Raw genomic sequence first — 25,215 nt, forward strand, 5'->3', positions numbered from 1 at the left:
TGACGTCTTCCTTGCATTCCTTCCTGCTCTCCAACAGTAGCCAGCCATGTCCACTTTCCCCGAGTACCGTCCCCGCCGCATGCGCCGCGATGATTTTTCGCGCCGGATGATGCGTGAGCATCGCCTGTCCCCGGATAACCTGATTTATCCCGTGTTCGTCGTGGATGGGCAGAACCAGCGCCAGGCCGTGCCTTCGATGCCGGGCGTGGAGCGCGTCTCCATCGACCTGCTGCTGCCCGTTGCCGAAGACTGCGTGAAGCTCGGCATCCCGGTGATTGCGTTGTTCCCGGTGATCGACCCCGCGCTGAAGACGCCGGACGGCATCGAGGCCATCAACGCCGAAGGCCTGATTCCGCGTGCCGTGCGCGCGCTCAAGGACCGTTTCCCGGAACTGGGCGTGCTGACCGACGTGGCACTCGACCCGTACACCAGCCACGGGCAGGACGGCGTGCTGGATGAGAACGGCTACGTCATCAACGATGTGACCGTCGAGATCCTGGTCAGGCAGGCGCTGACGCAGGCCGAGGCCGGCGTCGACATCGTGGCGCCGTCGGACATGATGGACGGCCGCATCGGCGCGGTGCGCATGGCCCTGGAAGACAACAGCCACATCCACACGCGCATCATGGCCTACTCGGCCAAGTACGCGTCGGCCTTCTACGGCCCCTTCCGCGATGCAGTCGGCTCCGCGGCCAACCTGGGCAAGGGCAACAAGATGACCTACCAGATGGACCCGGCCAATACCGACGAAGCCCTGCGCGAAGTCGCCCAGGACATCCTGGAAGGCGCCGACATGGTGATGGTCAAGCCCGGCATGCCTTACCTGGACATCGTGCGGCGCGTGAAGGACGAATTCCGCTTCCCCACCTATGTCTACCAGGTCAGCGGCGAATACGCGATGCTCAAGGCCGCCGCGCAGAACGGCTGGCTGGACCATGACAAGGTCATGATGGAATCGCTGCTGGCATTCCGCCGCGCCGGCGCCGACGGCATCCTGACCTACTTCGCGCGCGACGCCGCGCGCCTGCTGACCGCCTGATCGTTCCGGTATGCAATTGCTCGGCTTCTCGGCCAGCCAGGTACATCCGCTTGCCTCGCTGGCCGAGGCGGGCGAGTTCCTGAGCGGCAACGCGGCTGCCCGTTTCGCCTGGGCGGATTTCACCACCGAGGAAGTCTCCGCCGCACCCGCGGGCTGGCGCGACAGCCTGCAGCAGCTGACCGGCGCGCCGATTCTCGACCTGCACCTGGTCGACGCCGTGAACGCGACGCATCCCTCGTATTTCGATACGACCAATGCGTACGACATGGTGATCTTCCGCAAGCTGACCTTCGAGACCAGCCGGGCGATTGCCGAGGCGGAACCCGGCGGTGACAGCCCGCAAGCCACAGCCGACAGCGACACTGCCACCGCTACGGCACCGTCCGCTCCGGCACCGGCAACGGCGCCTCACAAGGCGCGCCGTTACCCTCCGGGCTTCCTGCCCGCGCTGGCCAAGATCGATACCCAGCCGGTCACGTTCTTTGTCTTCGACACCCTGCTGGTCACCGTGCGGCCGGGGCCTTCGCGCACCATCGACCAGGTGCGCCAGCGGCTGATCGAGCTCTGCCACGCACCGCGCCCGCAGACACCTTCGCGCGGCAACGGCCAGGCGCCGCTGCTGCACGGCATACGCCCGCCGTCGCGGCCCGAGGACCTGATGCTGCGGCTGCTCAATGCCATGGTTGACCGCTACCTCGAACTGCGCGCACCGCTGACGCGCCAGCTCGACCGCTGGCAGCGTGCGCTGCTCAATGCACGGCGGGGCTTTTCGAGTTGGGAGGGGCTGCTGGATGCGCGCATTCAGCTGCGCAGGCTGGAGCACCTCAGCGAGGAGCAGCGCGATGCGCTGCAGGAATTCCGCGACAGCCTGCTCGACAACCGCTACAGCAGCGAGGGCGAAGGCGCCAATGACGCTCCCGGCCGGGACGAGGTGCTGCTGGTGCGCATCAACGACCTGATGGAGCACATCCAGCGCGTGCTGGCCCATGCGCGACGGCTGGAAGACTCGATCGAATCGGCCGTACAGATCCACTTCTCGGCGGTGGCGCATCGGACCAACCGCACCATGCGCACGCTGACGCTGATCACCGCGCTGTTTATGCCGCTGACGCTTATCACCGGCGTTTTCGGCATGAATTTCGAGCGCATGCCGTGGCTTCGCGAACCCAATGGTTTCTGGTGGTCGATCGGGCTGATGGGAGCCGTCGTGGTCGTGCTGGGCGCGGTGTGGGGGCTGGGGCGGCAGCTGGACCGCTAGCGCAGGTTCAGGTACGCGTGCGCGCGCCAAAAGCGCGCTCAAGGCTGTCGAGGAAGCGGCTGGCCGACTGGTAGCCGATCACGCGCACCGGGCGTTCGCGGCCGTCGGCGCCGAACAGGATGATCCCTGGCGGGCCGAACAGGCCAAAGCGCTTGAGCAGCGCCCGGTCTTCGGCATTGTTGGCCGTTACGTCGGCCTGCAGCAGGACGATTTCCGACATTCTGGCGCGGACCTTCGGATCGACGAACGTCATGCGCTCCATCTCCTTGCAGCTCACGCACCAGTCGGCGTAGAAGTCCAGCAAGACCGGCTTGCCGGCGGCGGCGGCCTGCGCCACGCGGGCGTCGAGTTCGGCAACGGAGCGGATACGCTCGAAGTGCACGGTGTCAGCGCTGGCGATGGTGCCAGCCGTGCCGCCGGCGATCCGCCCGCCAGCGAGGTGCGAAAGCGGCTGCAGCGGATCGCGCCCGCCGGAAGCCAGCCCTACCAGGAGGATCGCGCCGGCCAGCGCCGCCAGCACGCCAAGCCCCTTGCCCAGCCGCGCCAGTCCACGCGGTTCCGGACCCAGCGAATCGAAAGCGCCCAGGAAGACGGCCGCCACCAGCAGCAGTGCCGCCCACGCCACCATGGCCGCCCATGCCGGCACCACTGGCGTCACCATCCAGATCGCCACGCCCAGCAGCAGGAATCCAAAGAAGCGCTTGGTGGCTTCCATCCAGCGCCCCGCGCGCGGCAGCAGATTGCCTGCCCCCACGCCAACCAGCACCAGCGGCACGCCCATGCCGATTGCCATGGCGAACAACGCGCCGCCGCCAGTGACCGCATCGCCGGTCTGGGCGATGTAGGCCAGCGCGCCGGCCAGCGGTGCCGTCACGCAGGGCCCGACGATCAGCGCCGAGATGGCGCCCATGGCCGCTGCCCCCACCACCTGCCCGCCCTGCCGCTGGCTCGACGACGCGGTCAGCCGGGTCTGCCAGCGCTGCGGCAACTGCAGCTCATAGAGCCCGAACATGGAGAGCGACAGCGCCACCATCAGCAGAGCGAATGCGCCAAGCACCCAGGGTGTCTGCAGAGCCGCAGCCAGCCCTTCGCCAAGCAACCCTGCCGCCACGCCGATCGCCGTATAGACGACCGCCATGCCGAGCACATAAGCCAGCGAAACGACCAGCGCCCGGCTGCGCGTGACGTGCTCGCCCACGACGATGGAGGACAGGATCGGCACCATCGGCAGCACGCACGGGGTGAATGTCAGCAGCAGCCCCAGCCCGAAGAACAGCGCGGCCACCACGCCCAGGTTGCGGCTGGCCAGCGCGCCGGCGATGCGGTCGTTTTCGTCCACACGAGGCGCCGCCTGCCTGGCGGTGCTGTCGGGGTTCACCGGTGTTGCCGGGCTTTCGCTGCGCTCGCGCTGGCCAAACAGATTGCCCAGCGCGCTGCCGCCAACCTTGAACACGCTTTCCATCGGCGGGTAGCACAGGCCCTTGTCGGCGCAGCCCTGCGAGGTCACGACCAGCGACCACTTGCCGTCGGCAGGCGCCGCCTCCACCGGGACGCGGATGGTGACGGCCTGGTGGTACGTCTCCACCTCCTTGCCGAAATTCTCGTCAAACTTGATCTTGCCCGCTGGGAAATCGGGCTTGCCCAGCCGGACGCTTGCCGGCTGCGCGGTGAAAGCGAAGCGCTCGCGATAGAGGTAGTAGCCACTGGCGACGTCGAAGCGCACTTCGATGGTCTTCTCGTCGATCTGGCGCGCAGCGAATTGGAAGGCCTGTTCAGGCGGCAGGAAATCGTCTTCCGTCGCGGCACGGGCCGCACCCGCCAGGCACAGCCAGGCGAATGCCGCCAGCAAGGCTGCGGCAATATGCCGCGCCATATCCAATCCGCGCGGACGTCCCGAAAGTGCCAAACCGATGCTCATGAACCTGTTCCTGAATCTGTTGTTCCTGCCATCCGGGCGCCCGAGGGCGCTCAGCCCGCAGTCTGCCTGACCTCGTCCCGCACCCACGCCAGATATGGTGCCAGCCCAGCCACCAGCGGCCAGGCAATGACTTCCGGCACATCATAGGGATGTTGCTCCCGAATAATGGCCTCCAGCGCCGCATAGCGCGCTCGCGTGGTCTTGATCAGCAGGGGCCACTCCTGCGCCCGCTCGAGCTTGCCCTGCCACCAGTACTCGGAGTCGACCGGCGCCAGGCGGTTCACGCAGGCAGCGGCGCGGGCTTCGAGCACCGCCCGCGTCAGGCGCGTGGCGGAGTCCACATCCGGCAGGTTCGTCATCACGACGATGACCTGGCTATCGGTGTCATCCAGGCCCTCTGCAACTTTGCCAATAGTGCTCATCTACCTTCCCCCTGCGGCCGCCGCCTTTGCCCGCCACCCAAAACAAAAGAGCCAGGCAATTGCCTGGCTCGATTGTAAGCGGTGTGTCCGAACCCGTCGGAACGACGGGTCGGCAATCAACCTTATTCCGCGGCTTCTTCAGCCGGGGCTTCGGTGATTTCCGGACGATCCACCAGTTCGACCAGCGCCATCGGCGCGTTGTCGCCCTGACGGAAACCGAACTTCAGGATGCGGGTGTAGCCGCCCGGACGGGTGGCGTAGCGCGGGCCCAGTTCGGTGAACAGCTTGGTGACCATGTCGCGGTCGCGCAGACGGGCGAAAGCCAGGCGGCGGTTGGCAACGGTGTCCTTCTTGGCCAGCGTGATCAGCGGCTCGACAACCTTGCGCAGTTCCTTGGCCTTGGGCACGGTGGTCTTGATCAGCTCGTGCTGGAACAGCGAGTTGGACATGTTGCGCAGCATCGCAAGACGGTGCGACGAGGTGCGGTTCAGTTTCCGCAGACCATGACGGTGACGCATGATGATTCCTTTTCAGATTGAGTGTTTGACCAGCTCTTCTATCGTTCGTTGGCGCAAGCCGCCGGACGCGGGCCGGTAGTCATACATGCCCCGGCAAAGCACCGGGGCGGTTACCGCGGCGCGGGGCAAAAGCCCCGCTCCACAATTACTTCTCCAGACCTGCGGGCGGCCAGTTCTCGAGCTTCATGCCGAGGGTCAGGCCACGCGAGGCGAGGACTTCCTTGATCTCGTTGAGCGACTTGCGACCCAGGTTCGGGGTCTTGAGCAGCTCGTTCTCGGTACGCTGGATCAGGTCGCCGATGTAGTAGATGTTTTCGGCCTTCAGGCAGTTGGCCGAACGCACCGTCAGCTCCAGGTCGTCGACCGGGCGCAGCAGGATCGGGTCGATCTGCGGCGTACGGCTCGAAGCAGCTTCGGCTGCCGACTCGGTGCCTTCCAGCGCGGCGAACACGGACAGCTGGTCGACCAGGATGCGGGCCGACTGGCGGATCGCTTCCTCGGGCGAGATCACGCCGTCGGTTTCAATGTTCATCACCAGCTTGTCGAGGTCGGTACGCTGCTCGACGCGGGCGGATTCGACTGCGTACGAAACGCGGCGAACCGGCGAGAACGAGGCGTCCAGCACGATACGGCCGATCACCTTGCTCGATTCGTCACCGAACTTGCGCACGTTGCCCGGCACGTAGCCGCGGCCTTGCTCGACCTTGACCTGCATGTCCAGCTTGCCGCCGGCCGACAGGTGGGCGATCACGTGGTTCGGATTGATGATCTCGACATCGTGCGGCAGCTCGATGTCTGCAGCCGTGACGACGCCTTCGCCATCCTTGCGCAGCGAAACCGTGACTTCGTCGCGGTTATGCAGCTTGAAGACCACGCCCTTCAGGTTGAGGAGCAGGTTGACGACGTCTTCCTGCACGCCGTCGATGGTCGAATACTCGTGGACCACCCCAGCGATCGTCACTTCGGTCGGGGCATAGCCGACCATCGACGACAGCAGCACACGACGCAGGGCGTTACCGAGCGTATGGCCGTAGCCGCGCTCGAACGGCTCCATCACGACCTTGGCGTGATGGTCGCCAAGCGGCTCGACGGCGATGATTTTTGGCTTGAGGAGTGCTGTTTGCATTAGGTTGTCCTTTTCAATACCCTCGGCTCGTTACACCGATAAGGCTGACGTATGGAACCTGAAAATCCCATCGCACGATGGGCAATAAGCCCGACTCGCACCAGGCGCGTCGGGCTGAAAGAGAAGCCTTGCGGGGAAATCGCAAGCTCTGAACCGTTCGATGGCGTCGGCGATTCAGGCGATTAACGCGAATACAATTCGACGATCAGGCTTTCGTTGATGTCGCCGGAGATGTCGGCGCGATCCGGGGCTTGCTTGAAGGTGCCTTCGAGCTTCTTGGCGTCCACGGCCACCCAGGTCGGGAAACCCGATTGCTCGGCCAGCGACAGCGCTTCGGCGATACGCACTTGCTTCTTCGACTGCTCGCGGATGGCAACGACGTCACCAGCCTTGATCTGCGCCGACGGCACGTTCAGGGTCTGGCCGTTCACCAGGATCGCCTTGTGCGACACCAGCTGGCGCGCTTCAGCGCGGGTCGAACCGAAGCCCATGCGGTACACCACGTTGTCCAGGCGCGATTCCAGCAGTTGCAGCAGCTTTTCGCCGGTGTTGCCCTTGCGGCGGTCGGCTTCGGCGAAGTAGCGGCGGAACTGGCGCTCGAGCACGCCGTAGATGCGCTTGACCTTCTGCTTTTCACGCAGCTGGTTGCCGTAGTCGGAGGTGCGGGCACCCGAGGTGCGGCCATGCTGGCCCGGCTTGCTGTCCAGCTTGCACTTGTCGGCGAGCGAGCGACGGGCGCTCTTCAGGAACAGGTCGGTACCTTCACGGCGGGAGAGTTTGGCCTTCGGGCCGGTATAACGTGCCACTTTATCTTCCTTTGATCGATCGCGACGCCTTTCAGGACGCGCCGCGAGTCCGCCAGCTCGGCTTCATGAGAAGCTCGGCGACAGACGGTGGGCTTATTGAGCGCACTCCGGGCAGGAGCCACGCTAAAGCATGAACCTGACACCCAGCAAGTGGCGACTAGGCCATTCGCCGGATGCAAAACGAAAACCTGCCGCAAACAAAGCAGCAGGTCAACGCGCGATACTACCACATCCGGGATCGTACGAGGAAGCCCCGACAATCCCGGCGACACCCAAGCGCTTAGATACGGCGGCGCTTCGGCGGACGGCAGCCGTTGTGCGGAACCGGCGTCACGTCTTCGATCACGGCGATCTTGATGCCCAGCGCGTTCAGTGCGCGGACAGCCGATTCGCGGCCAGGGCCGGGGCCCTTGATGCGCACTTCCAGGTTCTTGATACCCTGGTCTTGCGCCACGCGGCCGGCGTTCTCGGCAGCAACCTGGGCAGCGAACGGGGTCGACTTGCGCGAACCCTTGAAGCCCTGGCCACCGGCGGTCGCCCACGACAGGGCGTTGCCCTGGCGATCGGTGATCGTGATGATGGTGTTGTTGAACGAAGCGTGGACGTGCGCAATGCCGTCGGCAACGTTCTTCTTGACCTTCTTACGCGCGCGAGCGGCGTTATTCGGACCTTTTGCCATTAGTTTCTTCCTCTGCCTTCGGCTTTACTTCTTCAGAGCCACGCCGGCCTTACGCGGACCCTTGCGGGTACGGGCGTTCGTACGGGTACGCTGGCCGCGCATCGGCAGGCCCCTGCGGTGACGGACGCCACGATAGCAACCAAGGTCCATCAGACGCTTGATGTTCATCGTGGTTTCACGACGCAGGTCACCCTCGACCGTGACCTTGCCCACTTCGTCACGAAGCTTTTCCAGGTCGGCGTCGGTCAGATCCTTGACCTTCTTGTCAAACGGTACGCCGGTGGCCTCGCAGATCTTGCGGGCGCGCGAGCGGCCGATACCGTAAATAGCCGTCAGGCCGATTTCGGTATGCTTGTGGTTCGGGATGTTAACCCCTGCGATACGTGCCATTCGTCAATCCTCTTTCCGATTAGCCTTGGCGTTGCTTGTGGCGGGGATCCGACGAGCAGATCACGCGCACGACACCGTTGCGCTTGATAATTTTGCAGTTGCGGCAAATGCGCTTCACAGAAGCCAGCACTTTCATAATTTTCCTCTTCCTTCAATTCCTGTTCGCTTCACTTCGTCCGGAAGACGATTCGTGCGCGCGACAGATCATATGGAGTCAGCTCGACCGTCACCTTGTCACCCGGAAGAATCCGGATGTAGTTCATTCGCATCTTGCCGGAGATATGACCCAGTACTACATGGCCGTTTTCCAGCTTGACGCGGAACGTTGCATTCGGGAGGTTCTCCAGGACCTCCCCCTGCATCTGGATGACGTCGTCTTTTGCCATACCTAGCCTGTACCGATCTGGAGTCAGCGCAAGGTCAGATTGCCCTTGAAATTCGCTTTCTTCAGCAACGATTCATACTGCTGCGACATGACGTAGGACTGAACCTGGGCCATGAAGTCCATCGTGACGACCACGATGATCAGCAGCGAGGTTCCGCCAAAATAGAACGGAACGTTCCAGCGCAGCACCAGGAATTCCGGCAACAGGCAGACCAGTGTGATGTAGATCGCACCAGCCAGCGTCAGGCGCACCAGAATCTTGTCGATGTAGCGCGTCGTCTGCTCGCCCGGACGAATGCCCGGAATGAAGGCACCGCTTTTCTTCAGGTTGTCTGCCACTTCCCGGCTGTTGTAAACCAGAGCCGTATAGAAGAAGCAGAAAAATACAATCGCAGCAGCGTACAGCAGGATGTAGACCGGCTGGCCCGGCGACAGCGTTGCAGCCAGGTCCTTGATGAACCGGCCAGCCGCACCCGTCGACTGGGACGTAAACCAGCCTGCAATCGTCGCCGGGAACAGGATGATCGACGATGCGAAGATCGGCGGAATCACCCCTGCCATGTTCAGCTTCAGCGGCAGGTGCGACGACTGACCGCCGTACACCTTGTTGCCGACCTGACGCTTGGCATAGTTCACCAGGATCTTGCGCTGGCCACGCTCGACAAACACCACGGCAAAGGTCACACCAGCCACGATCGCCACGATGATGATCGCCGCAATGATGCTCATCGAACCGGTGCGAACCAGCTCGAACAGACCGCCGATCGCGTTGGGCAGGCCCGCCGCGATACCGCCGAAGATGATGATCGAGATGCCGTTGCCCAGACCACGCTCGGTAATCTGCTCACCCAGCCACATCAGGAACATCGTACCGGTCACCAGCGTGATTACCGCCGTTGCCCGGAACATCAGGCCCGGATCGATCACAAGGCCAGGCTGCGATTCCAGCGCGACCGCAATCGACAGCGCCTGGAAGGTGGCCAGAACCACCGTGCCGTAGCGCGTGTACTGCGTGATCTTGCGTTGCCCCGCCTGCCCTTCCTTCTTCAACGACTCCAGCTGCGGCAGCACGATCGTCAGCAATTGCATGATGATCGACGCCGAGATGTACGGCATGATGCCGAGCGCGAAGACGGTAAAGCGCGACAGCGCACCGCCCGAGAACAGGTTGAACATCCCGAGGATGCCACCCGACTGACTCTGGAAAAGCTTCGCAAGCTGTTCCGGATCGATTCCCGGCACCGGAATATGCGCACCGATGCGGTAGACGATCAGGGCCAGCACCAGGAACATCAGCCGGCGCTTGAGGTCGCCGTACTTCGCCGTGTTCCTGGCTTGCGCGCTTGCATTGGGTTTCGCCGTGGCCAAACGATGCTCCGACTATAACTGCCTATGCTGCGATAAATGCTGCCGGATCAGGCTGCGATCTGGCCGCCGGCGGCTTCGATCGCGGCCTTGGCGCCAGCGGTGGCGCCCAGACCCTTGATCGTCACCTTGCGGGTCAGCTCACCAGCCTTGATGACCTTGGCGCTCTTCACCAGGTCGTTCACCAGGCCAGCTTGCTTCAGGACCAGCAGGTCGACTTCAGCCGCTTCCAGACGCTCGATATCACGCAGCGTGACTTCGGCGGTGAACGCCTTGGTCAGCGAGGTGAAACCGCGCTTCGGCAGGCGACGATACAGCGGCATTTGACCGCCTTCGAAGCCCACCTTGTGGAAGCCGCCCGAACGCGACTTCTGACCCTTGTGACCACGACCGGCAGTCTTGCCCAGGCCGGAGCCGATACCGCGGCCGACGCGACGCTTGGCGTGCTTCGAACCGTCGGCCGGTTTCAGGTTGTTCAGTTGCATCTTGCTCTCCGAGTTCCCGGTATCAGGCCAGAACCTTGACCAGGTACGAGACCTTGTTGATCATGCCGCGCACGGCGGGCGTGTCCTGCAGCTCCGACACCGAGTTGATGCGGCGCAGGCCCAGGCCACGGACGGTGGCGCGATGATCCTCGCGCGTGCCGATCAGGCTGCGCACGAGTTGCACTTTTACGGTTTTCTGCGACATTTCGTTCACCTTAGCCGAGGATGTCTTCGACCGACTTGCCACGCTTCGCAGCGATCTCCGAAGGCGTGCTCATCTTCTGCAGGCCGTCGAGGGTTGCGCGAACCATGTTGTAGGGGTTGGTCGAGCCGTGCGACTTGGTCACCACGTTGGTCACGCCCATCACTTCGAAAATCGCGCGCATCGGACCACCAGCGATCACGCCGGTACCTTCCTTGGCGGGCATCATCAGCACCTTGGCGGCGCCGTGCTTGCCAACGACTTCGTGTTGCAGCGTGCCGTTCTTCAGCGCGACCTTGACCATCTTGCGACGGGCTTCGTCCATTGCCTTCTGAACTGCAACGGGCACTTCCTTGGCCTTGCCCTTGCCCATGCCGATGCGGCCATCGCCGTCACCAACCACGGTCAGCGCTGCGAAACCGAGAATCCGGCCGCCCTTCACCACCTTGGTGACGCGGTTGACCGAGATCATCTTCTCGCGGAGGCCGTCGTCGCGTTCGTCCTGCTGGACTTTTGCTTGCATCTTTGCCATGACGTATCTCTCTTTGTGCGCTTAGAACTTGAGGCCGGCTTCGCGGGCAGCGTCAGCCAGTGCCTTCACGCGACCGTGGAAGCGGAAGCCGGCGCGATCGAACGCGACGGTTTCCACGCCGGCAGCCTTCGCCTTTTCGGCGATGCGCTTGCCAACCACGGTAGCGGCAGCGGTGGTAGCACCGTTGCCAGTCAGTTCCTTGCGGACTTCCGCCTCTGCGGTCGAAGCCGAAGCCAGCACTTGCGTGCCGCACGGCGAGAAGACCTGGGCGTAAATATGCGAATTCGTACGGAACACGGTCAGACGATTGACTTTCATCTCCGCGATCTTGGCGCGGGTCTGACGTGCACGGCGCAAACGAGCGTCTTTCTTGTTCATCATTGCACCCCTTACTTCTTCTTGGTTTCCTTCAGGATGACGCGCTCGTCTGCGTAGCGAACACCCTTGCCCTTGTAGGGCTCAGGCGGACGGTACGCGCGGACTTCCGCGGCAACCTGACCGACTTTCTGCTTGTCCGCACCCTTGATGATGATCTCGGTCTGCGTCGGCGTTTCCGCCTTCACGCCTTCCGGCATCTCATGGATCACGTCGTGCGAGAAACCAAGCTGGAGCTTCAGCGCAGCGCCTTGCAGCTGGGCACGATAGCCCACGCCGACGAGGTTCAGCTTGCGCTCGAAACCGGTGGTCACGCCCTTGACCATGTTTGCCACGAGGGCGCGCATGGTGCCTTGCAGAGCGTTTGCTTCACGCGACTCGTCAGCCGGCGAGAAGGTCAGCGTGTCGTTTTCGACATTGACCTTGACCAGACTGTGAATCGGCTGGGACAGCGTACCCAGCGGGCCCTTCACGGAGAGCACGCCGGCCGCCACGTTCACTTCCGCGCCCTTGGGGAGCGCGATGGGAGCCTTACCTACACGGGACATGGTTACTCCTTAAGCGACGTAGCAAAGAACTTCGCCGCCCACGCCAGTGGCACGTGCCTTGCGGTCGGTCATCAGACCCTGCGGGGTCGAAATGATCGCCACACCCAGGCCGTTCATCACTTGCGGGATGTCGCTGCGGCCCTTGTACACGCGCAGACCGGGCTTCGAGACACGCTCGATGCGCTCGATCACCGGACGGCCGGCGTAGTACTTGAGACCGATGCTCAGTTGTGCCTTGCCGCCATCTTCCTGGACGGCGTAGTCGTCGATATAGCCTTCGTCCTTCAGGACCTTGGCGATTGCCACTTTCAGCTTCGACGACGGCATGACAACCGACGCCTTCTGCACGCCCTGGGCGTTGCGGATGCGCGTCAGCATATCGGCGATAGGATCGCTCATGCTCATACTGTTTCTCCTGTAGCCTGTGCGTAATTACCAGCTGGCTTTCGTCAGACCCGGGATTTCGCCCTTGAAGGCGATTTCGCGGATCTTGTTACGCGCCAGGCCAAACTTGCGGAAGGTACCGCGGGGACGACCGGTGATCGCGCAGCGGTTACGCTGGCGAGTCGGGTTCGCGTTGCGCGGGAGCTGTTGCAGCTCGAGACGCGCGCTGTAACGCTCTTCTTCCGACTTCTCTTGGTCGTCGATAATGGCCTTGAGGTTGGCGCGCTTGGCGGCATACTTCGCCACCAGCTTGGCGCGCTTCTTCTCACGTTCAATCAGAGCCAGTTTAGCCACGGTAACCCCTTAATTGCGGAACGGGAACTTGAACGCACCGAGGAGTGCCTTGGCTTCCTCGTCGTTCTTCGCCGTCGTCGTGATGCTGATGTTCAGACCACGCAGTGCGTCGATCTTGTCGTACTCGATTTCGGGGAAAATGATCTGCTCTTTCACACCGATGTTGTAGTTGCCACGACCGTCGAACGAACGGCCCGACACACCACGGAAGTCACGCACGCGCGGCAGTGCCACGGTAACGAAACGATCGAGGAATTCGAACATGCGCTCACCGCGCAGGGTCACCATCGCACCGATGGGGTAGCCCTGGCGGATCTTGAAGCCGGCAATAGCCTTCTTCGCCTTGGTCACCACCGGCTTCTGGCCGGCGATCTTGGTCAGGTCGCCCACGGCCAGCTCAATGACCTTCTTGTCATTGATGGCTTCGCCAAGACCCATGTTCAGGGTGATCTTGGTGATGCGCGGCACTTCCATGACCGACTTGTAGCCGAACTGCTCGATCAGTTTCGGCACAACCTGTTCTTTGTAAAACTCTTGCAGACGTGCTGTCATGCTCAACTCCTATCCTTGCCCAGAATCAAGCGGCCACGACGGCGCCGGTGGTCTTCAGCACGCGCACGCGCTTGCCGTCTTCCACCTTGATGCCGACGCGCGACGGCTTGCCATTGGCATCCACGAGCGCAACGTTGGAAATATGCAGCGGCATGACCTTGTCGACCACACCACCGGTGGTGCCCAGCATCGGGTTCGGGCGAGCGTGCTTCTTGGCGATGTTCACGCCTTCCACAGCGATCTTGTCGCCGAGCACGGCTTGCACGACACCGCGCTTGCCCTTGTCCTTGCCGGTCAGAACGATGACCTCGTCGCCTTTGCGAATCTTGTTCATGGCGGCTCCTTACAGCACTTCCGGCGCGAGCGACACGATCTTCATGAAGCGCTCGGTACGGAGTTCACGAGTCACCGGCCCGAAGATACGGGTGCCGATCGGCTCGAGCTTGGTGTTCAGCAGGACAGCAGCATTGCTGTCGAACTTGACGAGCGAACCGTCAGCGCGGCGCACGCCCTTGGCGGTACGCACGACGACGGCGTTGTAGATATCGCCCTTCTTAACGCGACCGCGCGGCGCTGCGTCCTTGACGGTCACCTTGATGATGTCGCCCACGCTCGCATAGCGGCGCTTGGACCCACCCAGCACTTTGATGCACAGCACTTCGCGCGCACCAGTGTTATCGGCCACTTCGAGCCGGCTTTCTGTCTGAATCATGGTGTTTGTCTTCCCAACTTAATCCGCCGGACTCTACAAAATTCAAGCCCACCGGTCAGTCTTGGTCCCGTCGGCACCAGCTTTGCGCCAGCCCCGCTTGGGTTGATCAACTTTGAAGTCGGTAGTAGCCAGGCGATCTGAACAATCAATACTCAGGGCCGCTTGGCCTTGGCTCGCTCCAGAGGCCCGCCTGGGTGGCACAGCTAAGGCGAACGCAATAAAGCGGAAGTCCAGGATTATAGCACATAACCCTGGACTTGCAAGTCAACCTAAAAACCTGTGGTTTTTAGATGACGCGTGCCGCCTCTACCAGCCGGGAAACCACCCAGGACTTGGTCCGCGACAGCGGACGGCCTTCCTGGATCTCGACCTTGTCGCCTTCCTTGTACTGGTTGGCTTCGTCGTGTGCGTGGTACTTCTTGGAACGCAGCACGTACTTGCCGTACAGAGGATGCTTGACGCGGTTTTCAACGAGGACCGTAACGGTCTTGTCCATCTTGTCGCTTACCACACGACCGACGAGGGTGCGGCGAAGCGACGTTTCCGTTTTTGCAGCTTCAGTCATTTCGCGTTCGCCTTTTCATTCAGCACGGTTTGCACTCGCGCGATGTCCTTGCGAACCTTCTTCAGCTGGCTGGTGTTCTGCAGCTGTTGGGTCGCCTTTTGCATGCGCAGGCTAAATTGGGCCTTCAGCAGCTCGGAGAGCTCCTGGTTCAGCCCGGCGGCGTCCTTGCCGCGAAGTTCGGATGCTTTCATCCCTGCTCTCCTTACGTCCCGACCTGGCGCACCACGAAATTGGTGGCGATCGGCAGCTTGGCTGCCGCGAGGCGGAACGCCTCACGCGCCAGCTCTTCGCTCACGCCATCCATTTCGTACAGCATCTTGCCCGGCTGGATTTCAGCCACGTAGTATTCCGGATTACCCTTACCGTTACCCATACGGACTTCGGCAGGCTTCTTCGAGATCGGCTTGTCCGGGAAAATCCGGATCCAGATGCGACCCCCACGCTTGATGTGACGGGTCATCGCACGACGTGCCGACTCGATCTGACGAGCGGTCAGACGGCCACGGCCCATTGCCTTCAGGCCGAATTCGCCGAAAGACACGGCGTTGCCACGGGTAGCTTTACCCGTGTTGCGGCCTTTCTGCTCCTTGCGATATTTTCTGCGCTTCGGTTGCAGCATCGTTATTCTCCACTCTTCGCATCGCCGGGCGCAGCGCGGCGACCGGCACCTGCACCGGCGCCACCGCGACGGTTGCCACCCGGACGGCCTTCGCCTTCACGGCGGCGGCCTTCCGGACGACCCGGGCGACGACGACGGTCGTCTTGCGGCTCTTCCACCACCGGCGCGTCATTGCGGCCGAGGTGATCCCCCTTGTAGACCCACACCTTGACACCGATGATGCCGTAGGTGGTTTCTGCTTCGGAGAAGCCGTAGTCGATGTCGGCGCGCAGGGTGTGCAGGGGCACACGACCTTCGCGGTACCACTCGGTACGTGCGATTTCGATACCGTTCAGACGGCCCGAGCTCATGATCTTGATGCCCTGGGCGCCCAGGCGCATCGCGTTCTGCATCGCGCGCTTCATGGCGCGGCGGAACATGATGCGGCGCTCGAGCTGCTGGGTGATCGAATCGGCGATCAGCTGAGCATCGGTTTCCGGCTTGCGGATTTCCTCGATGTTCACGTGCACGGGCACGCCCATGCGACGTTGCAGCTCGGCCTTGAGCAGTTCGATGTCCTCACCCTTCTTGCCGATCACCACGCCCGGACGCGAGCTGTAAATGGTGATACGGGCATTGCGGGCGGGGCGCTCGATCACGACGCGGCCAACCGATGCGTTCTTGAGCTTCTTCTTCAGAAAGTCGCGAACTTCGATGTCTTCTTTCAGCATGCCGGCGAACTTCGTGTTGTTGGCGTACCAACGCGAAGCCCAGTTACGGCTGACGGCCAGACGGAAGCCAGTCGGATGAATCTTCTGTCCCATCGTGACTCCTTAGTTGCCGAGCGTCACAGTGATGTGACAGGTTTGTTTCTCGATGCGGTTGCCGCGGCCCTTTGCCCGTGCCGTGAAACGCTTGAGCGAGGTTGCCTTGTCGACGAAGATCGATTTGACCTTCAGTTCGTCGATGTCGGCGCCTTCGTTGTGCTCGGCGTTGGCGATGGCCGATTCGACCACCTTCTTCACGATCCCGGCAGCCTTTTTCGGGCTGAACGTCAGGACGTTGAGCGCGCGCTCGATCGGCAGACCACGGATCTGGTCAGCGACCAGGCGCGTCTTCTGGGCGGAGATGCGGGCACCGCGATGAATCGCTTTCACTTCCATGATGGCACCTTACCTCTTCGCTTTCTTGTCAGCCGCGTGGCCCTTGAACGTGCGGGTGAGCGCAAATTCGCCGAGCTTGTGGCCAACCATGTTTTCCGTAACGTACACCGGCACGTGTTGACGGCCGTTGTGAACGGCGATCGTCAGGCCGATGAACTCCGGCAGAATGGTCGAGCGACGCGACCAAGTCTTGATGGGCTTCTTGTCCTTGCCGCCCGTGGCCGCTTCCACCTTTTTCAGCAGGTGGGCGTCACAGAACGGACCCTTTTTTGCGGAACGTGTCATGTTCTAGGCTCCTACCTACCGATTAACGCTTGTGGCGCTTCTGCACGATCATGCTGGCAGTGCGCTTGTTGCTGCGGGTACGGTAACCCTTGGCCGGGGTACCCCACGGCGAAACCGGATCGCGACCAGCGGCGGTCTTGCCTTCACCACCACCGTGCGGGTGATCCACCGGGTTCATCACGACACCACGCACCGTCGGGCGGATACCGCGCCAGCGAGTGGCACCGGCCTTGCCGATGACGCGCAGGCTGTGCTCTTCGTTGCCCACTTCACCGATGGTGGCGCGGCACTCGATGTGCACGCGACGCACTTCACCGGAGCGCAGACGCACCTGGGCGTAGACGCCCTCGCGAGCCAGCAGCACGGCGGAACCGCCTGCAGCGCGCGCGATCTGGGCGCCCTTGCCCGGCAGCATTTCCACGTTGTTGATCGTGGTACCGACCGGGATGTTGCGGATCGGCAGGTTGTTGCCAGCCTTGATCGGCGCTTCCGAGCCGTTCAGCAGCGACTGGCCGGCAACCATGCCCTTGGTGGCGATGATGTAGCGGCGCTCGCCGTCGGCGAACAGCACCAGCGCGATATTGGCGCTGCGGTTCGGATCGTATTCCAGGCGCTCGACCTTGGCGGGGATGCCGTCCTTATCGTTGCGCTTGAAGTCGACCACGCGGTAGTGGTGCTTATGACCACCGCCCTTGTGACGGGTGGTGATGTGACCGTTGTTGTTACGACCCGACTTCTGGAATTGCTTTTCCAGCAGCGGAGCGTGCGGGGCGCCCTTGTGCAGGTCGTTGTTCACGACCTTCACCATCGAGCGGCGGCCCGGGGAAGTCGGTTTGGTCTTGACGAGTGCCATGATTACTTGGCCTCCGCTTCAAAATTGATTTCCTGACCCGGCTTCAGCGAAACGTAGGCCTTCTTCACGTGGTTGCGACGCCCCATGAAGCGACCGAAGCGCTTTTGCTTGCCCTTCTGGTTCAGGATCTGAACGGACTGCACCTCGACCTTGAACAGCAGTTCGACGGCGGCCTTCACTTCTGCCTTGTTGGCATCGCGGGCCACTTCGAACACGACTTGTTCATTCTTGTCGGCGACCAGGGTTGCCTTTTCGGAAACCACCGGCGCGAGCAGCACCTGCATCAAACGATGATCGTTCTTGGCTACTTGCGTCATTTCAGCAACTCCTCGATCTGCGCGACGGCTGCCTTGGTCACCAGCACCTTCTTGTAGTGCACGAGCGACAGCGGGTCAGCCTGGCGCGGCTCGACAACTGCCACGTGCGGCAGGTTGCGCGAAGCCAGGTAGAGGTTTTCGTCGAGGCTGTCGGTGATGATCAGCACCGAGTCCAGGCCCATGGCCTTGAACTTGTCGGCCAAGAGCTTGGTCTTGGGCGCGTCGACAGTGAAACCGTCTACCACGTTGATACGGCCTTCACGTGCGAGCTGCGAGTAAATCGAGCGCATGCCGGCACGGAACATCTTCTTGTTGACCTTCTGGCTGAAGTTCTCTTCCGGCGAATTCGGGAAGATACGGCCGCCCCCGCGCCACAGCGGCGAGGAAGACATACCGGCACGAGCACGGCCCGTACCCTTCTGGCGCCACGGCTTCTTGGTCGTGTGCTTGACCTCTTCACGATCCTTCTGCTTACGGTTACCGCTGCGAGCGTTGGCCTGGTAAGCGACGACGATCTGGTGAACGAGGGCCTCGTTGTAGTCACGGCCGAACACTTCGGGGGAGGCGGCTACGCCTGCGCCGATCTGGCCATTGTCCTGGAGGAGCTTGAGTTCCATTGATTCCGCTCCTTAAGCTTTGGCTTTGGCCTTGACGGCCGGGGTGACGATGACCTTGCCGCCCTTGGAGCCGGGGATCGCGCCCTTGACCAGCAGCAGCTTGCGCTCTGCGTCGATCTTGGCGATCTCCAGGTTCTGCACGGTGCGGGTGACATCGCCCAGGTGGCCGGTCATGCGCTTGCCCGGGAACACGCGGCCCGGATCCTGCGCCATACCGATCGAGCCCGGCACATTGTGCGAGCGCGAGTTACCGTGGGTGGCACGGCCGGACGAGAAGTGGTAGCGCTTGATGGTACCGGCGTAGCCCTTACCGATCGTCACGCCCTGCACGTCGATCTTCTGACCGACTTCGAACAGGTCGACCGACAGCGAACCGCCAGCTTGCAGTTCGGCAGCCTTGGCTGCATCGATACGGAATTCGCGGATGATTTCGCCGGCTTCCACGCCGGCTTTGGCGAGGTGACCCGCCAGCGGCTTGGTGACGCGGCTTGCGCGTCGTGCGCCGAAGGTGACTTGAACCGCGGTATAACCGTCGGTCTCGTCCGTCTTGATTTGCGTCACGCGGTTGTCGCCGACCTCTACCACGGTAACGGGAATCGAATCACCGTCGTCCGTGAAAATACGGGTCATGCCAACCTTGCGACCTACAAGGCCAAGGCTCATGGTTTGCTCCATTCCCAGCTGCGATTGGCCGGGGCTGATTGATACACGAAAACTGTGTTTGCTGTGGGCCTGCGCTAAACAAGACTGCGCACGGCCAAAATGGCCAGCCCACTACCCGAGGAAACGGGTAGCCTTACACTATATCGCAGCGGTTTGGAAAGGGCAATATGAATTGCAGATTTCCCTGCAATGTTGTAGGCAGGATTGCCGCTGTGGTGGCGCTTTCGTGGCTTGGGATGTAGCGCGAAGGCGACGGGGAAGTCTGGAAGTGACCCGTTGGGCCCGCGACCGCCGAGAGTCAGGCCGCGATGCGCACGAAATCGCCCCCATAGAAAACGAGGGGCTCGCCTTCCCCCGCCTCGAAGGCCTCGACGGCGCCCACGATCAGAAGGTGATCGCCCACCGGATCCGCCCGCTCCACGCGGCAGGCGAGCGTCGCAAGCGCGTCGTCGAGGTATGGAACGCCTCGCTCGCACCGGCCGTAGGCGACGCCGGCGAATTTGTCCGGCGATGGCGTGGCAAAGCGACGGGCCAGATCACCGTGCCCCGCGCGCAGGATGCTGACGCCGAAAGGTGTCCCCGGCGCGAACAGGCCGGCATTCGGCGAATGCATGGCCAGGCTCCACAGGATCAGCGGCGGCGACAGCGACAGCGAGGCGAACGAGTTCACCGTCAGGCCGACCGGCCTGCCCTGCGCACCGCAGGCGCCGATGACGGCCACGCCGGTCGCGTAGCGGCCGCAAACCCGGCGTAGTTCGCGAGGATCGTGGCAATGCGTGGCTGGCGTGGCGGTTGTCATGTCAGGCTGCCTCTGCGACGTACTGGTTGATCAGCTGATGGCAGGCCTGCGGATCGGTCCACCACGGGAAGTAATCCGGCGGATTGTCGAAGCCATTGGCGATGCGCGACGCCAGCGCCGGCGCCTGTCCGGCCGCGCCCAGCAGCGCCAGGATGTGCGGCGCCGGCGGGGTGAGCAGCGTATTGGTCCAGGTCACCACGTCGCTCGCATATTCCCAGTAGCGGGCAAAGGTGCGCTCCATCCAGGCCGCGTCGAAGGGCCCGTCGCCGTGCGCCAGGATGGCATCGAGATACACCTTGCAGCATTTGGCCGCATTGTTCGAACCCTGTCCGGTGATGGGATCGTTGACCACCACGGCGTCGGCCATGCCAAACACCAGGCGGCCGGACGGCAGCGTCAGTACAGGCTTGCGCACTGTCGGCGCAAAGCGGCCGGCAAGGATGCCATTGGCATCGGTCAATGCCACGCGCTCGCAACGCTCGGCTTCCCACGGCAGCCATGTGCGCAGGATGCGCAGGCTCTCGGCCAGGTGCTCCTCGGGCGTGCGGGCCTCGGCCCAGCGGTCCATCGGGCCGCCCGGGATGCCTTCGAACACCATGATCTCGCAGGGACCGGACAAGGTCTGCGCAGGAAAGACGAAGTATTCGCCGATGCCCGGTATCAGGTTGAAGCAAACCCGCGAGAACGGCGTGCGCGGCGTCATGCCGGACACATACGTCAGCGCCAGCGCGCGTTGCGGCCTGTCGAAGGGACTGCGCGAAGCATCGCGCTCGAAGCGCCCGACGATCTCGCCCTTGCCTGCGGCCAGCAGCACCAGGTCGTGCTCGAGCGTCAGCGCCTCCAGCTCGTCCAGGCCGACGTCGACAATGCGCAGGTCACCGCCGCGCGCGACAAAGGCTTCCATCCAGGCAGGCATCTTCAGACGCTGGTCGACCGCCTGGGCGGGATGGTCTAGTTCTGCCGCCCAGTCGATCAGCCTGGCGCCCGGCAGCTCGGGATGCGGCACGGCCAGGCCGATGCCTTGCACCGGCGGGCAAGAGTCGTCCCACCAGTTCAGGCCCAGCTCGCGCTCGGTCTGCAGCGCGCGGTCGAACATGCACTGGCTGGACATGACCTTTCCGGCGCGGATCTGGTCAGGCGTCCGGTTGGACAGCAGCGTGACCCGATATCCTTGGGCTTGCAGCCCGAGGGCCATTTGCAGGCCCGACTGGCCAGCCCCGACGATGGCGATGCGTTGGCTCATGACGTTGTCTCCTGAAGGTACGTTCGGCGGCGTTCAGCCGGCCAGCTTGCCGATGGCGGGCACGTTCTGCTCCGGGCCCATGGCGGAATAGCCGCCGTCGACGGCGTAGTCGGCGCCGGTGACGAAGCTGGCGTGGTCGGAACAGAGGAACAGCACGACCTGCGCCACTTCGTCGGGCTCACCTACGCGGCCGAGCAGGTGGAACGGCGCGGCCACGGCATCGGTGCGCGCACGGTTGCCGCCGCTGACTTCGTCCATCAGCCGGCACCAGGTCCAGCCCGGCGACACCGAGTTGACGCGAATCCGGTCGGGCGCAAGGTCCATCGCCATGCTCCGCGTCAGCTGTGCGATCGCGGCCTTCGAAACCGGATAGAGCCAGCGCCCGGTCTGCGCGACATTGGCGGAGATGCTGGTGAAGTTGACGATGGCCCCAGCGCCGCGCTCGCGCATGTAGGGATGGACGGCCTGCGCCAGCATCACGCCGGACACGACGTTGACGTCCAGCGCGGCCAGCCAGTCCGGACGGCTGGACCTGAAGCCGTCGTCCAGATAGGTGCATGCCAGGTTGACGAGATAGTCGATGCCTCCGAACTGCCGGGCCACCTGCGCCACCGCGGCCTGCACCTGGTCATCGCGTGTGATATCGGTATGCACGAACAGCGCTTGCGGCCCCAGTTCGGCAGCGACACGCTCGCCGCCGGCGGCATCGATGTCGAGAATCGCCACGCGTGTGCCCGCCGCGATAAACGCCTTGGCCACGCCAGCGCCGATCAGCGTGGCGCCGCCGGTGACGATGGCAACCTTGCCCTGCAATCCTTCCATGGTGCTGTCTCCTGTGTTGTGTGAGGACCGGCGCCTGCGCGCCATCTCCGTGCTTCGCTTCCGGGATCTGGCGGGCAGCCTTGCCTGCCCGCCCGCTTCCTCTTACTTGCCTTCACTTTCCTTCCAGCGCGACATCAGCGTGTTGGAAGGCAGCGTTTCATCGAGCAGCTTGCGGCCGGTCTCGATGCCGGCCACCGGCAAACCCGCCGGATCGAGCTTGCCGATCTGCACCAGCACGCTGGCCTGGTCCCAGTAGATGTGCTCGTGATAGAGCTTGTCGCCGCGGAACTTGACGATTGCGACCAGCGGAATCTCGACGCGCTTGCCGGTCGGCGGCACCCCTGGGAGCATCCAGTCGATCTCGCAGGTGTGGGTAAAGCAGAACAGCAGTTCGTCCACGATCTGGTTGGCACCGATGGTGCGCGACAGCGGGATCAGCGTGGTGTCGGGCGGATTGCTATGGACGAAATGGTTCTGGTAGAAGCGTTTGAGCTGCTGGTAGCCGACGCCGCCCGTCATGGTGGGGATATGGTTGACGTAGGGCTCGGGCACCATGGTTGCCATGGTGGCATCCACGTCGCGCGTACCGAATTCGTACTCGCAATGCTTGTCCCACAGCGCCGAGAAATCGTAGTGCGGCTCCATCTCGCGGCGAAGCGCGGCGATCGAGCGCTGGTGCGCCATTAGTGCCGAAGCCTTGTCGAAATGTTCGCCGCCGACGCGCGCAAAGGCGTGATCGACGCTAGGGTAGACGTAGAGCTCGATGTTCTCTCGGCCAGCCAGGCGCTCGCGGATTTCTGCCTGCGCTTCGGGCGGACAGAAGCCGTCTCGCTCGGCGATATGCAGCACCAGCCGGCCTCGTACGTCAGACGCCTCTTCCAGCGCATGCTCGATGCCCACGCCGTAGTAGGCGACGGCGCAGGCTACGTCCGGCAGCCGGCACGCCGCCAGGTAGGCGAGCTTGCCGCCGAGGCAGAAGCCAAGCACGCCAGTCTGTCCGACGCATTCCGGCCGGGCACGCAGCGCCTTCAACGCGGCGCCGACGTCTTCCACACCCCTGCCCTCGTCGAATTGCTGGTACAGGCCCAGCGCGCGCTGGAAGTCCTCGCCTCGATCCGTGAGCTCGATGCCAGGCGACAGGCGCCAGAACAGGTCCGGAACCAGAACGGTGTAGCCCTCTTCAGCGTAATAGTCGGCGACCTGACGCATGGTGGCGTTGACGCCGAAGATCTCCTGGCACAACACGATTCCCGGGCCCTTGCCTGAGGCCGGGACGGCGAGGTAGCCGCTGAAACTGCCTTCGGGGGAGTGGATCTGGATGGTCTGGCCCATGGCCTGCGCTCCTTGTCGTTATGGGATCGGGCTGCCGTGCTGGATTCCATGATGGTGGCTCCGCACCGCAGCAAACTAGCCGCCGGCTGCAGCGACTATCCGATTAGTGCAGGAAAGTTCGGCTTCGGTCAACGCGGCCCCGGGGCCCACCAGGCCGATCCGCTATAGTGGTTCCGTGGAAATCCGCCTGCGGCCATCGCCATCACCTGGCCCCGGGCAAGGTTTTCCCCCGGACTATGCGGCGCGCACGGCCCCGGCACCATGCCGCGGAGGCCGGCCAGCGTCGCGGCCACGCCCGAGGAGCGAGACAATGCATCAGCTGCCCCCCACTGCCAGGGCCCCTGTGCCGCTGGCGAATGCCTTGCTACACGACGCCGGCAGGCTGGTGTTCGCCTCCACCGACCTCGGGCAGACCCGCGTCGAAGTCGGCAAAGTCTTCAAGCCGCACCGGCTGGATATCCGCGGCGTGAGCCTGTCGGCCCGCATGCATCATGCGCCACTCGGCGCGGTCTCCCTGAACCGGCTGGCCTACGGCGCCGATGTCACGATCGATCCGGGTCCGCTCGGGGATTTCCTGCTGGTGCAGATGCCGCTGTCCGGCCAGGCGGATATCCGCTGCGGCAACCAGCAGATCCTGTCGACGCCGGACTGCGCTGCCGTGCTCACGCCCAGCGATCCGTTGCAGATGCGGTGGAGTGCCGACAACGACCAGCTGATCGTGCGCGTGGAGCGCAGCGCGCTGGAGCGCGTTTGCGCCGCTTATCTTGGCCATCGTCCGAACCAGTCCCTGCGCTTCCAGCTCGGCATGGCCTGGCGCAGCCCCGGCTGGTATCAGCTGATGCAGTACCTGGCGGAGATGCTGTCCGTCGCGCCGGAAGCCGCCCGCCATCCGCTGACGGCGTGCCAGCTTGAGCAACTGGTGATCGGGACGCTGCTGACGCTGCAGCCGCATAGCCTGTCGGAAGCATTGCAGCAGCGCGGCAAGCCGCTGGCGCCGCGCCATGTGAAGGTGGTCGAGGAGTACATCCATACCCATGCCGCCGCGGCGTTGACGCCGGCGATGCTGGCCGAGGCTGCGGGCGTCAGCCTGCGCAGCCTGTACGCGGGGTTCCGGGAACATCGCGGGCTGAGCCCGATGGCATATCTGCGCACCGTCCGGCTGGAACGGGTACGGCACGACCTGCTCAATGATGCGGCGTTGTCGTCCGTGACGGGCGCGGCGCTGCGCTGGGGCTTTGCGCACCTCGGGCGCTTCAGCGCCGACTACCGGCGGGCTTTTGGCGAGTGCCCGGCCGAGACGCTGCGGCGGCGTGGCCGGGGGTAGTCGGGTGCCTGGCCGCAATGCATGCCGCCAGAAAACAAAAAACGGCGAACCGAAGTTCGCCGTTCTGCTGCAGCAGGCCGCCGATGCGGCCCGAAGCATGATTACACCTTGATCTCGACGTCCACGCCGGCCGGCAGGTCGAGCTTCATCAGCGCGTCAACCGTCTTGTCGGTCGGATCGACGATGTCCATCAGGCGCTGGTGAGTGCGGATCTCGAACTGATCGCGGCTGGTCTTGTTGACGTGCGGCGAACGCAGGATGTCGAAGCGCTGGATGCGGGTCGGCAGGGGCACCGGGCCCTTGACGATCGCGCCGGTACGCTTGGCGGTATCCACGATTTCGGCAGCCGACTGGTCGATCAGGCGATAGTCGAAAGCCTTCAGGCGGATACGGATCTTCTGGTTCTGCATGATATTTCCTTAAAAGAGCGATTGGGCAACGTGCCCAGTTAAATGGGGACATGCCCGCGGGCATGTCCCAGGAAGTGCTTAGTCGAGGATCTTTGCCACGACGCCGGCGCCGACGGTACGGCCGCCTTCACGGATAGCGAAGCGCAGGCCTTCTTCCATGGCGATCGGGGCGAT

Annotated in this window: 38 protein-coding genes and 1 pseudogene; 3 read left to right on the top strand and 36 right to left on the bottom strand. The window is 63.3% G+C overall.

Annotation, left to right across the window (positions count from 1 at the left end; genetic code table 11):
* Nucleotides 1–46: 46 nt before the first annotated feature.
* The gene (gene hemB, locus RM96_RS03050) at nucleotides 47–1,039 is read left to right on the top strand and encodes a porphobilinogen synthase (protein ID WP_039007537.1); all 993 of its coding nucleotides are present in this window, start codon (nucleotides 47–49) and stop codon (nucleotides 1,037–1,039) included.
* 10 nt (nucleotides 1,040–1,049) lie between these two features.
* Nucleotides 1,050–2,297, top strand: a complete 1,248-nt coding sequence (locus tag RM96_RS03055; protein ID WP_039007542.1) for a magnesium transporter CorA family protein — start codon at nucleotides 1,050–1,052, stop codon at nucleotides 2,295–2,297.
* Nucleotides 2,298–2,304: 7 nt separating this feature from the next.
* Here RM96_RS03055 and dsbD read toward each other — a convergent pair whose 3' ends face one another.
* The 34 genes from dsbD to RM96_RS03225 form a co-directional block, all read right to left on the bottom strand.
* The gene (gene dsbD / locus RM96_RS03060; RefSeq protein ID WP_039007544.1) at nucleotides 2,305–4,215 is read right to left on the bottom strand and encodes a protein-disulfide reductase DsbD; all 1,911 of its coding nucleotides are present in this window, start codon (nucleotides 4,213–4,215) and stop codon (nucleotides 2,305–2,307) included.
* A gap of 50 nt (nucleotides 4,216–4,265) precedes the next feature.
* Nucleotides 4,266–4,637 carry a divalent-cation tolerance protein CutA gene (gene cutA, locus RM96_RS03065; RefSeq protein WP_052279287.1) on the bottom strand — a complete coding sequence of 124 codons (372 nt, stop codon included), beginning with the start codon at nucleotides 4,635–4,637 and terminating at the stop codon, nucleotides 4,266–4,268.
* Between the two features lie 122 nt (nucleotides 4,638–4,759).
* Entirely contained in the window at nucleotides 4,760–5,155 is a 396-nt protein-coding gene (gene rplQ, locus RM96_RS03070; protein ID WP_010812373.1) for a 50S ribosomal protein L17, read from the bottom strand.
* 145 nt (nucleotides 5,156–5,300) lie between these two features.
* Entirely contained in the window at nucleotides 5,301–6,281 is a 981-nt protein-coding gene (locus RM96_RS03075; protein ID WP_039007548.1) for a DNA-directed RNA polymerase subunit alpha, read from the bottom strand.
* 182 nt (nucleotides 6,282–6,463) lie between these two features.
* Nucleotides 6,464–7,087, bottom strand: a complete 624-nt coding sequence (rpsD, locus tag RM96_RS03080) for a 30S ribosomal protein S4 (protein ID WP_039007549.1) — start codon at nucleotides 7,085–7,087, stop codon at nucleotides 6,464–6,466.
* 280 nt (nucleotides 7,088–7,367) lie between these two features.
* Nucleotides 7,368–7,766 carry a 30S ribosomal protein S11 gene (rpsK, locus tag RM96_RS03085; protein ID WP_039007550.1) on the bottom strand — a complete coding sequence of 133 codons (399 nt, stop codon included), beginning with the start codon at nucleotides 7,764–7,766 and terminating at the stop codon, nucleotides 7,368–7,370.
* Nucleotides 7,767–7,790: 24 nt separating this feature from the next.
* Nucleotides 7,791–8,156 (bottom strand): 30S ribosomal protein S13, encoded by a 366-nt coding sequence (gene rpsM / locus RM96_RS03090; protein ID WP_039007551.1) that lies wholly within the window; start codon nucleotides 8,154–8,156, stop codon nucleotides 7,791–7,793.
* 19 nt (nucleotides 8,157–8,175) lie between these two features.
* Nucleotides 8,176–8,292 carry a 50S ribosomal protein L36 gene (gene rpmJ / locus RM96_RS03095; protein WP_008642959.1) on the bottom strand — a complete coding sequence of 39 codons (117 nt, stop codon included), beginning with the start codon at nucleotides 8,290–8,292 and terminating at the stop codon, nucleotides 8,176–8,178.
* A gap of 31 nt (nucleotides 8,293–8,323) precedes the next feature.
* Nucleotides 8,324–8,542 carry a translation initiation factor IF-1 gene (infA, locus tag RM96_RS03100; RefSeq protein ID WP_010812378.1) on the bottom strand — a complete coding sequence of 73 codons (219 nt, stop codon included), beginning with the start codon at nucleotides 8,540–8,542 and terminating at the stop codon, nucleotides 8,324–8,326.
* Nucleotides 8,543–8,565: 23 nt separating this feature from the next.
* A complete protein-coding gene (gene secY, locus RM96_RS03105) occupies nucleotides 8,566–9,909 on the bottom strand; it encodes a preprotein translocase subunit SecY (RefSeq protein WP_039007555.1) in 1,344 nt (447 codons plus the stop codon).
* 47 nt (nucleotides 9,910–9,956) lie between these two features.
* Nucleotides 9,957–10,391 (bottom strand): 50S ribosomal protein L15, encoded by a 435-nt coding sequence (gene rplO / locus RM96_RS03110; protein ID WP_039007557.1) that lies wholly within the window; start codon nucleotides 10,389–10,391, stop codon nucleotides 9,957–9,959.
* A gap of 22 nt (nucleotides 10,392–10,413) precedes the next feature.
* Nucleotides 10,414–10,596, bottom strand: coding sequence for a 50S ribosomal protein L30 (gene rpmD / locus RM96_RS03115; RefSeq protein WP_010812381.1), 183 nt, complete (start codon nucleotides 10,594–10,596; stop codon nucleotides 10,414–10,416).
* Between the two features lie 10 nt (nucleotides 10,597–10,606).
* On the bottom strand, nucleotides 10,607–11,125 hold the full coding sequence (gene rpsE / locus RM96_RS03120) for a 30S ribosomal protein S5 (protein WP_039007559.1): 519 nt from the start codon (nucleotides 11,123–11,125) through the stop codon (nucleotides 10,607–10,609).
* A gap of 21 nt (nucleotides 11,126–11,146) precedes the next feature.
* Nucleotides 11,147–11,503: a 50S ribosomal protein L18 gene (rplR, locus tag RM96_RS03125; protein ID WP_039007610.1), complete on the bottom strand. Its 357-nt coding sequence runs from the start codon at nucleotides 11,501–11,503 to the stop codon at nucleotides 11,147–11,149.
* An 11-nt stretch (nucleotides 11,504–11,514) separates the two neighbouring features.
* Complete coding sequence (gene rplF / locus RM96_RS03130; RefSeq protein ID WP_039007561.1) at nucleotides 11,515–12,048, bottom strand: 50S ribosomal protein L6; 534 nt, start codon at nucleotides 12,046–12,048, stop codon at nucleotides 11,515–11,517.
* Nucleotides 12,049–12,057: 9 nt separating this feature from the next.
* Nucleotides 12,058–12,453 (bottom strand): 30S ribosomal protein S8, encoded by a 396-nt coding sequence (rpsH, locus tag RM96_RS03135; protein ID WP_010812384.1) that lies wholly within the window; start codon nucleotides 12,451–12,453, stop codon nucleotides 12,058–12,060.
* A gap of 27 nt (nucleotides 12,454–12,480) precedes the next feature.
* Nucleotides 12,481–12,786: a 30S ribosomal protein S14 gene (rpsN, locus tag RM96_RS03140; protein WP_010812385.1), complete on the bottom strand. Its 306-nt coding sequence runs from the start codon at nucleotides 12,784–12,786 to the stop codon at nucleotides 12,481–12,483.
* Between the two features lie 9 nt (nucleotides 12,787–12,795).
* Nucleotides 12,796–13,338: a 50S ribosomal protein L5 gene (rplE, locus tag RM96_RS03145; RefSeq protein ID WP_020203848.1), complete on the bottom strand. Its 543-nt coding sequence runs from the start codon at nucleotides 13,336–13,338 to the stop codon at nucleotides 12,796–12,798.
* A gap of 25 nt (nucleotides 13,339–13,363) precedes the next feature.
* Nucleotides 13,364–13,672, bottom strand: coding sequence for a 50S ribosomal protein L24 (gene rplX / locus RM96_RS03150; protein ID WP_039007565.1), 309 nt, complete (start codon nucleotides 13,670–13,672; stop codon nucleotides 13,364–13,366).
* 9 nt (nucleotides 13,673–13,681) lie between these two features.
* The gene (rplN, locus tag RM96_RS03155; protein WP_017225233.1) at nucleotides 13,682–14,050 is read right to left on the bottom strand and encodes a 50S ribosomal protein L14; all 369 of its coding nucleotides are present in this window, start codon (nucleotides 14,048–14,050) and stop codon (nucleotides 13,682–13,684) included.
* Nucleotides 14,051–14,336: 286 nt separating this feature from the next.
* A complete protein-coding gene (gene rpsQ, locus RM96_RS03160; RefSeq protein WP_011299307.1) occupies nucleotides 14,337–14,615 on the bottom strand; it encodes a 30S ribosomal protein S17 in 279 nt (92 codons plus the stop codon).
* Complete coding sequence (gene rpmC / locus RM96_RS03165) at nucleotides 14,612–14,806, bottom strand: 50S ribosomal protein L29 (protein WP_039007569.1); 195 nt, start codon at nucleotides 14,804–14,806, stop codon at nucleotides 14,612–14,614. Before rpmC ends, rpsQ begins: the two co-directional genes overlap by 4 nt.
* An 11-nt stretch (nucleotides 14,807–14,817) precedes the next feature.
* Nucleotides 14,818–15,234 (bottom strand): 50S ribosomal protein L16, encoded by a 417-nt coding sequence (gene rplP, locus RM96_RS03170; RefSeq protein ID WP_006576240.1) that lies wholly within the window; start codon nucleotides 15,232–15,234, stop codon nucleotides 14,818–14,820.
* Between the two features lie 2 nt (nucleotides 15,235–15,236).
* Nucleotides 15,237–16,037 carry a 30S ribosomal protein S3 gene (gene rpsC / locus RM96_RS03175; protein WP_039007579.1) on the bottom strand — a complete coding sequence of 267 codons (801 nt, stop codon included), beginning with the start codon at nucleotides 16,035–16,037 and terminating at the stop codon, nucleotides 15,237–15,239.
* 9 nt (nucleotides 16,038–16,046) lie between these two features.
* On the bottom strand, nucleotides 16,047–16,376 hold the full coding sequence (rplV, locus tag RM96_RS03180) for a 50S ribosomal protein L22 (protein ID WP_010812393.1): 330 nt from the start codon (nucleotides 16,374–16,376) through the stop codon (nucleotides 16,047–16,049).
* Nucleotides 16,377–16,385: 9 nt separating this feature from the next.
* Nucleotides 16,386–16,661, bottom strand: a complete 276-nt coding sequence (rpsS, locus tag RM96_RS03185; RefSeq protein ID WP_039007581.1) for a 30S ribosomal protein S19 — start codon at nucleotides 16,659–16,661, stop codon at nucleotides 16,386–16,388.
* Nucleotides 16,662–16,683: 22 nt separating this feature from the next.
* Nucleotides 16,684–17,514 carry a 50S ribosomal protein L2 gene (rplB, locus tag RM96_RS03190; RefSeq protein WP_039007585.1) on the bottom strand — a complete coding sequence of 277 codons (831 nt, stop codon included), beginning with the start codon at nucleotides 17,512–17,514 and terminating at the stop codon, nucleotides 16,684–16,686.
* A gap of 2 nt (nucleotides 17,515–17,516) precedes the next feature.
* Complete coding sequence (rplW, locus tag RM96_RS03195) at nucleotides 17,517–17,831, bottom strand: 50S ribosomal protein L23 (RefSeq protein ID WP_006576245.1); 315 nt, start codon at nucleotides 17,829–17,831, stop codon at nucleotides 17,517–17,519.
* A complete protein-coding gene (gene rplD / locus RM96_RS03200; RefSeq protein WP_029047583.1) occupies nucleotides 17,828–18,448 on the bottom strand; it encodes a 50S ribosomal protein L4 in 621 nt (206 codons plus the stop codon). The genes rplW and rplD overlap by 4 nt, the downstream gene beginning before the upstream one ends.
* Nucleotides 18,449–18,460: 12 nt before the next feature.
* Nucleotides 18,461–19,111 (bottom strand): 50S ribosomal protein L3, encoded by a 651-nt coding sequence (gene rplC, locus RM96_RS03205; protein WP_039007588.1) that lies wholly within the window; start codon nucleotides 19,109–19,111, stop codon nucleotides 18,461–18,463.
* 298 nt (nucleotides 19,112–19,409) lie between these two features.
* Nucleotides 19,410–19,910 carry a flavin reductase family protein gene (locus RM96_RS03210; protein ID WP_039007589.1) on the bottom strand — a complete coding sequence of 167 codons (501 nt, stop codon included), beginning with the start codon at nucleotides 19,908–19,910 and terminating at the stop codon, nucleotides 19,410–19,412.
* A gap of 1 nt (nucleotide 19,911) precedes the next feature.
* Complete coding sequence (locus tag RM96_RS03215) at nucleotides 19,912–21,153, bottom strand: styrene monooxygenase/indole monooxygenase family protein (protein WP_039007591.1); 1,242 nt, start codon at nucleotides 21,151–21,153, stop codon at nucleotides 19,912–19,914.
* A 33-nt stretch (nucleotides 21,154–21,186) separates the two neighbouring features.
* On the bottom strand, nucleotides 21,187–21,975 hold the full coding sequence (locus RM96_RS03220) for an SDR family oxidoreductase (RefSeq protein WP_039007593.1): 789 nt from the start codon (nucleotides 21,973–21,975) through the stop codon (nucleotides 21,187–21,189).
* A 102-nt stretch (nucleotides 21,976–22,077) separates the two neighbouring features.
* On the bottom strand, nucleotides 22,078–23,307 hold the full coding sequence (locus RM96_RS03225) for a dienelactone hydrolase family protein (protein ID WP_039007595.1): 1,230 nt from the start codon (nucleotides 23,305–23,307) through the stop codon (nucleotides 22,078–22,080).
* Between the two features lie 310 nt (nucleotides 23,308–23,617).
* Here RM96_RS03225 and RM96_RS03230 point away from each other — a divergent pair, with 310 nt between their 5' ends.
* The gene (locus RM96_RS03230) at nucleotides 23,618–24,631 is read left to right on the top strand and encodes an AraC family transcriptional regulator (RefSeq protein ID WP_039007597.1); all 1,014 of its coding nucleotides are present in this window, start codon (nucleotides 23,618–23,620) and stop codon (nucleotides 24,629–24,631) included.
* Between the two features lie 101 nt (nucleotides 24,632–24,732).
* Here RM96_RS03230 and rpsJ read toward each other — a convergent pair whose 3' ends face one another.
* Complete coding sequence (gene rpsJ / locus RM96_RS03235) at nucleotides 24,733–25,041, bottom strand: 30S ribosomal protein S10 (protein ID WP_006160488.1); 309 nt, start codon at nucleotides 25,039–25,041, stop codon at nucleotides 24,733–24,735.
* Nucleotides 25,042–25,119: 78 nt separating this feature from the next.
* A pseudogene (locus RM96_RS36690) lies at nucleotides 25,120–25,215 on the bottom strand (elongation factor Tu); the annotation flags it as partial.

The sequence above is a fragment of the Cupriavidus sp. IDO genome (genome assembly GCF_000812465.1).
Classification (GTDB): Bacteria; Pseudomonadota; Gammaproteobacteria; order Burkholderiales; family Burkholderiaceae; genus Cupriavidus.

Coding starts and splice junctions, on each gene's coding strand:
- hemB (WP_039007537.1), top strand. CDS start 47: ATGTCCACTTTCCCCGAGTACCGTCCCCGCCGCATGCGCCGCGATGAT.
- RM96_RS03055 (WP_039007542.1), top strand. CDS start 1,050: ATGCAATTGCTCGGCTTCTCGGCCAGCCAGGTACATCCGCTTGCCTCG.
- dsbD (WP_039007544.1), bottom strand. CDS start 4,215: ATGAGCATCGGTTTGGCACTTTCGGGACGTCCGCGCGGATTGGATATG.
- cutA (WP_052279287.1), bottom strand. CDS start 4,637: ATGAGCACTATTGGCAAAGTTGCAGAGGGCCTGGATGACACCGATAGC.
- rplQ (WP_010812373.1), bottom strand. CDS start 5,155: ATGCGTCACCGTCATGGTCTGCGGAAACTGAACCGCACCTCGTCGCAC.
- RM96_RS03075 (WP_039007548.1), bottom strand. CDS start 6,281: ATGCAAACAGCACTCCTCAAGCCAAAAATCATCGCCGTCGAGCCGCTT.
- rpsK (WP_039007550.1), bottom strand. CDS start 7,766: ATGGCAAAAGGTCCGAATAACGCCGCTCGCGCGCGTAAGAAGGTCAAG.
- rpsM (WP_039007551.1), bottom strand. CDS start 8,156: ATGGCACGTATCGCAGGGGTTAACATCCCGAACCACAAGCATACCGAA.
- rpmJ (WP_008642959.1), bottom strand. CDS start 8,292: ATGAAAGTGCTGGCTTCTGTGAAGCGCATTTGCCGCAACTGCAAAATT.
- infA (WP_010812378.1), bottom strand. CDS start 8,542: ATGGCAAAAGACGACGTCATCCAGATGCAGGGGGAGGTCCTGGAGAAC.
- rplO (WP_039007557.1), bottom strand. CDS start 10,391: ATGCAACTGAACAACCTGAAACCGGCCGACGGTTCGAAGCACGCCAAG.
- rpmD (WP_010812381.1), bottom strand. CDS start 10,596: ATGTCGCAGAAAACCGTAAAAGTGCAACTCGTGCGCAGCCTGATCGGC.
- rpsE (WP_039007559.1), bottom strand. CDS start 11,125: ATGGCAAAGATGCAAGCAAAAGTCCAGCAGGACGAACGCGACGACGGC.
- rplR (WP_039007610.1), bottom strand. CDS start 11,503: ATGAACAAGAAAGACGCTCGTTTGCGCCGTGCACGTCAGACCCGCGCC.
- rplF (WP_039007561.1), bottom strand. CDS start 12,048: ATGTCCCGTGTAGGTAAGGCTCCCATCGCGCTCCCCAAGGGCGCGGAA.
- rpsH (WP_010812384.1), bottom strand. CDS start 12,453: ATGAGCATGAGCGATCCTATCGCCGATATGCTGACGCGCATCCGCAAC.
- rplE (WP_020203848.1), bottom strand. CDS start 13,338: ATGACAGCACGTCTGCAAGAGTTTTACAAAGAACAGGTTGTGCCGAAA.
- rplX (WP_039007565.1), bottom strand. CDS start 13,672: ATGAACAAGATTCGCAAAGGCGACGAGGTCATCGTTCTGACCGGCAAG.
- rplN (WP_017225233.1), bottom strand. CDS start 14,050: ATGATTCAGACAGAAAGCCGGCTCGAAGTGGCCGATAACACTGGTGCG.
- rpsQ (WP_011299307.1), bottom strand. CDS start 14,615: ATGACTGAAGCTGCAAAAACGGAAACGTCGCTTCGCCGCACCCTCGTC.
- rpmC (WP_039007569.1), bottom strand. CDS start 14,806: ATGAAAGCATCCGAACTTCGCGGCAAGGACGCCGCCGGGCTGAACCAG.
- rplP (WP_006576240.1), bottom strand. CDS start 15,234: ATGCTGCAACCGAAGCGCAGAAAATATCGCAAGGAGCAGAAAGGCCGC.
- rpsC (WP_039007579.1), bottom strand. CDS start 16,037: ATGGGACAGAAGATTCATCCGACTGGCTTCCGTCTGGCCGTCAGCCGT.
- rplV (WP_010812393.1), bottom strand. CDS start 16,376: ATGGAAGTGAAAGCGATTCATCGCGGTGCCCGCATCTCCGCCCAGAAG.
- rpsS (WP_039007581.1), bottom strand. CDS start 16,661: ATGACACGTTCCGCAAAAAAGGGTCCGTTCTGTGACGCCCACCTGCTG.
- rplB (WP_039007585.1), bottom strand. CDS start 17,514: ATGGCACTCGTCAAGACCAAACCGACTTCCCCGGGCCGCCGCTCGATG.
- rplW (WP_006576245.1), bottom strand. CDS start 17,831: ATGACGCAAGTAGCCAAGAACGATCATCGTTTGATGCAGGTGCTGCTC.
- rplD (WP_029047583.1), bottom strand. CDS start 18,448: ATGGAACTCAAGCTCCTCCAGGACAATGGCCAGATCGGCGCAGGCGTA.
- rplC (WP_039007588.1), bottom strand. CDS start 19,111: ATGAGCCTTGGCCTTGTAGGTCGCAAGGTTGGCATGACCCGTATTTTC.
- RM96_RS03210 (WP_039007589.1), bottom strand. CDS start 19,910: ATGACAACCGCCACGCCAGCCACGCATTGCCACGATCCTCGCGAACTA.
- RM96_RS03215 (WP_039007591.1), bottom strand. CDS start 21,153: ATGAGCCAACGCATCGCCATCGTCGGGGCTGGCCAGTCGGGCCTGCAA.
- RM96_RS03220 (WP_039007593.1), bottom strand. CDS start 21,975: ATGGAAGGATTGCAGGGCAAGGTTGCCATCGTCACCGGCGGCGCCACG.
- RM96_RS03225 (WP_039007595.1), bottom strand. CDS start 23,307: ATGGGCCAGACCATCCAGATCCACTCCCCCGAAGGCAGTTTCAGCGGC.
- RM96_RS03230 (WP_039007597.1), top strand. CDS start 23,618: ATGCATCAGCTGCCCCCCACTGCCAGGGCCCCTGTGCCGCTGGCGAAT.
- rpsJ (WP_006160488.1), bottom strand. CDS start 25,041: ATGCAGAACCAGAAGATCCGTATCCGCCTGAAGGCTTTCGACTATCGC.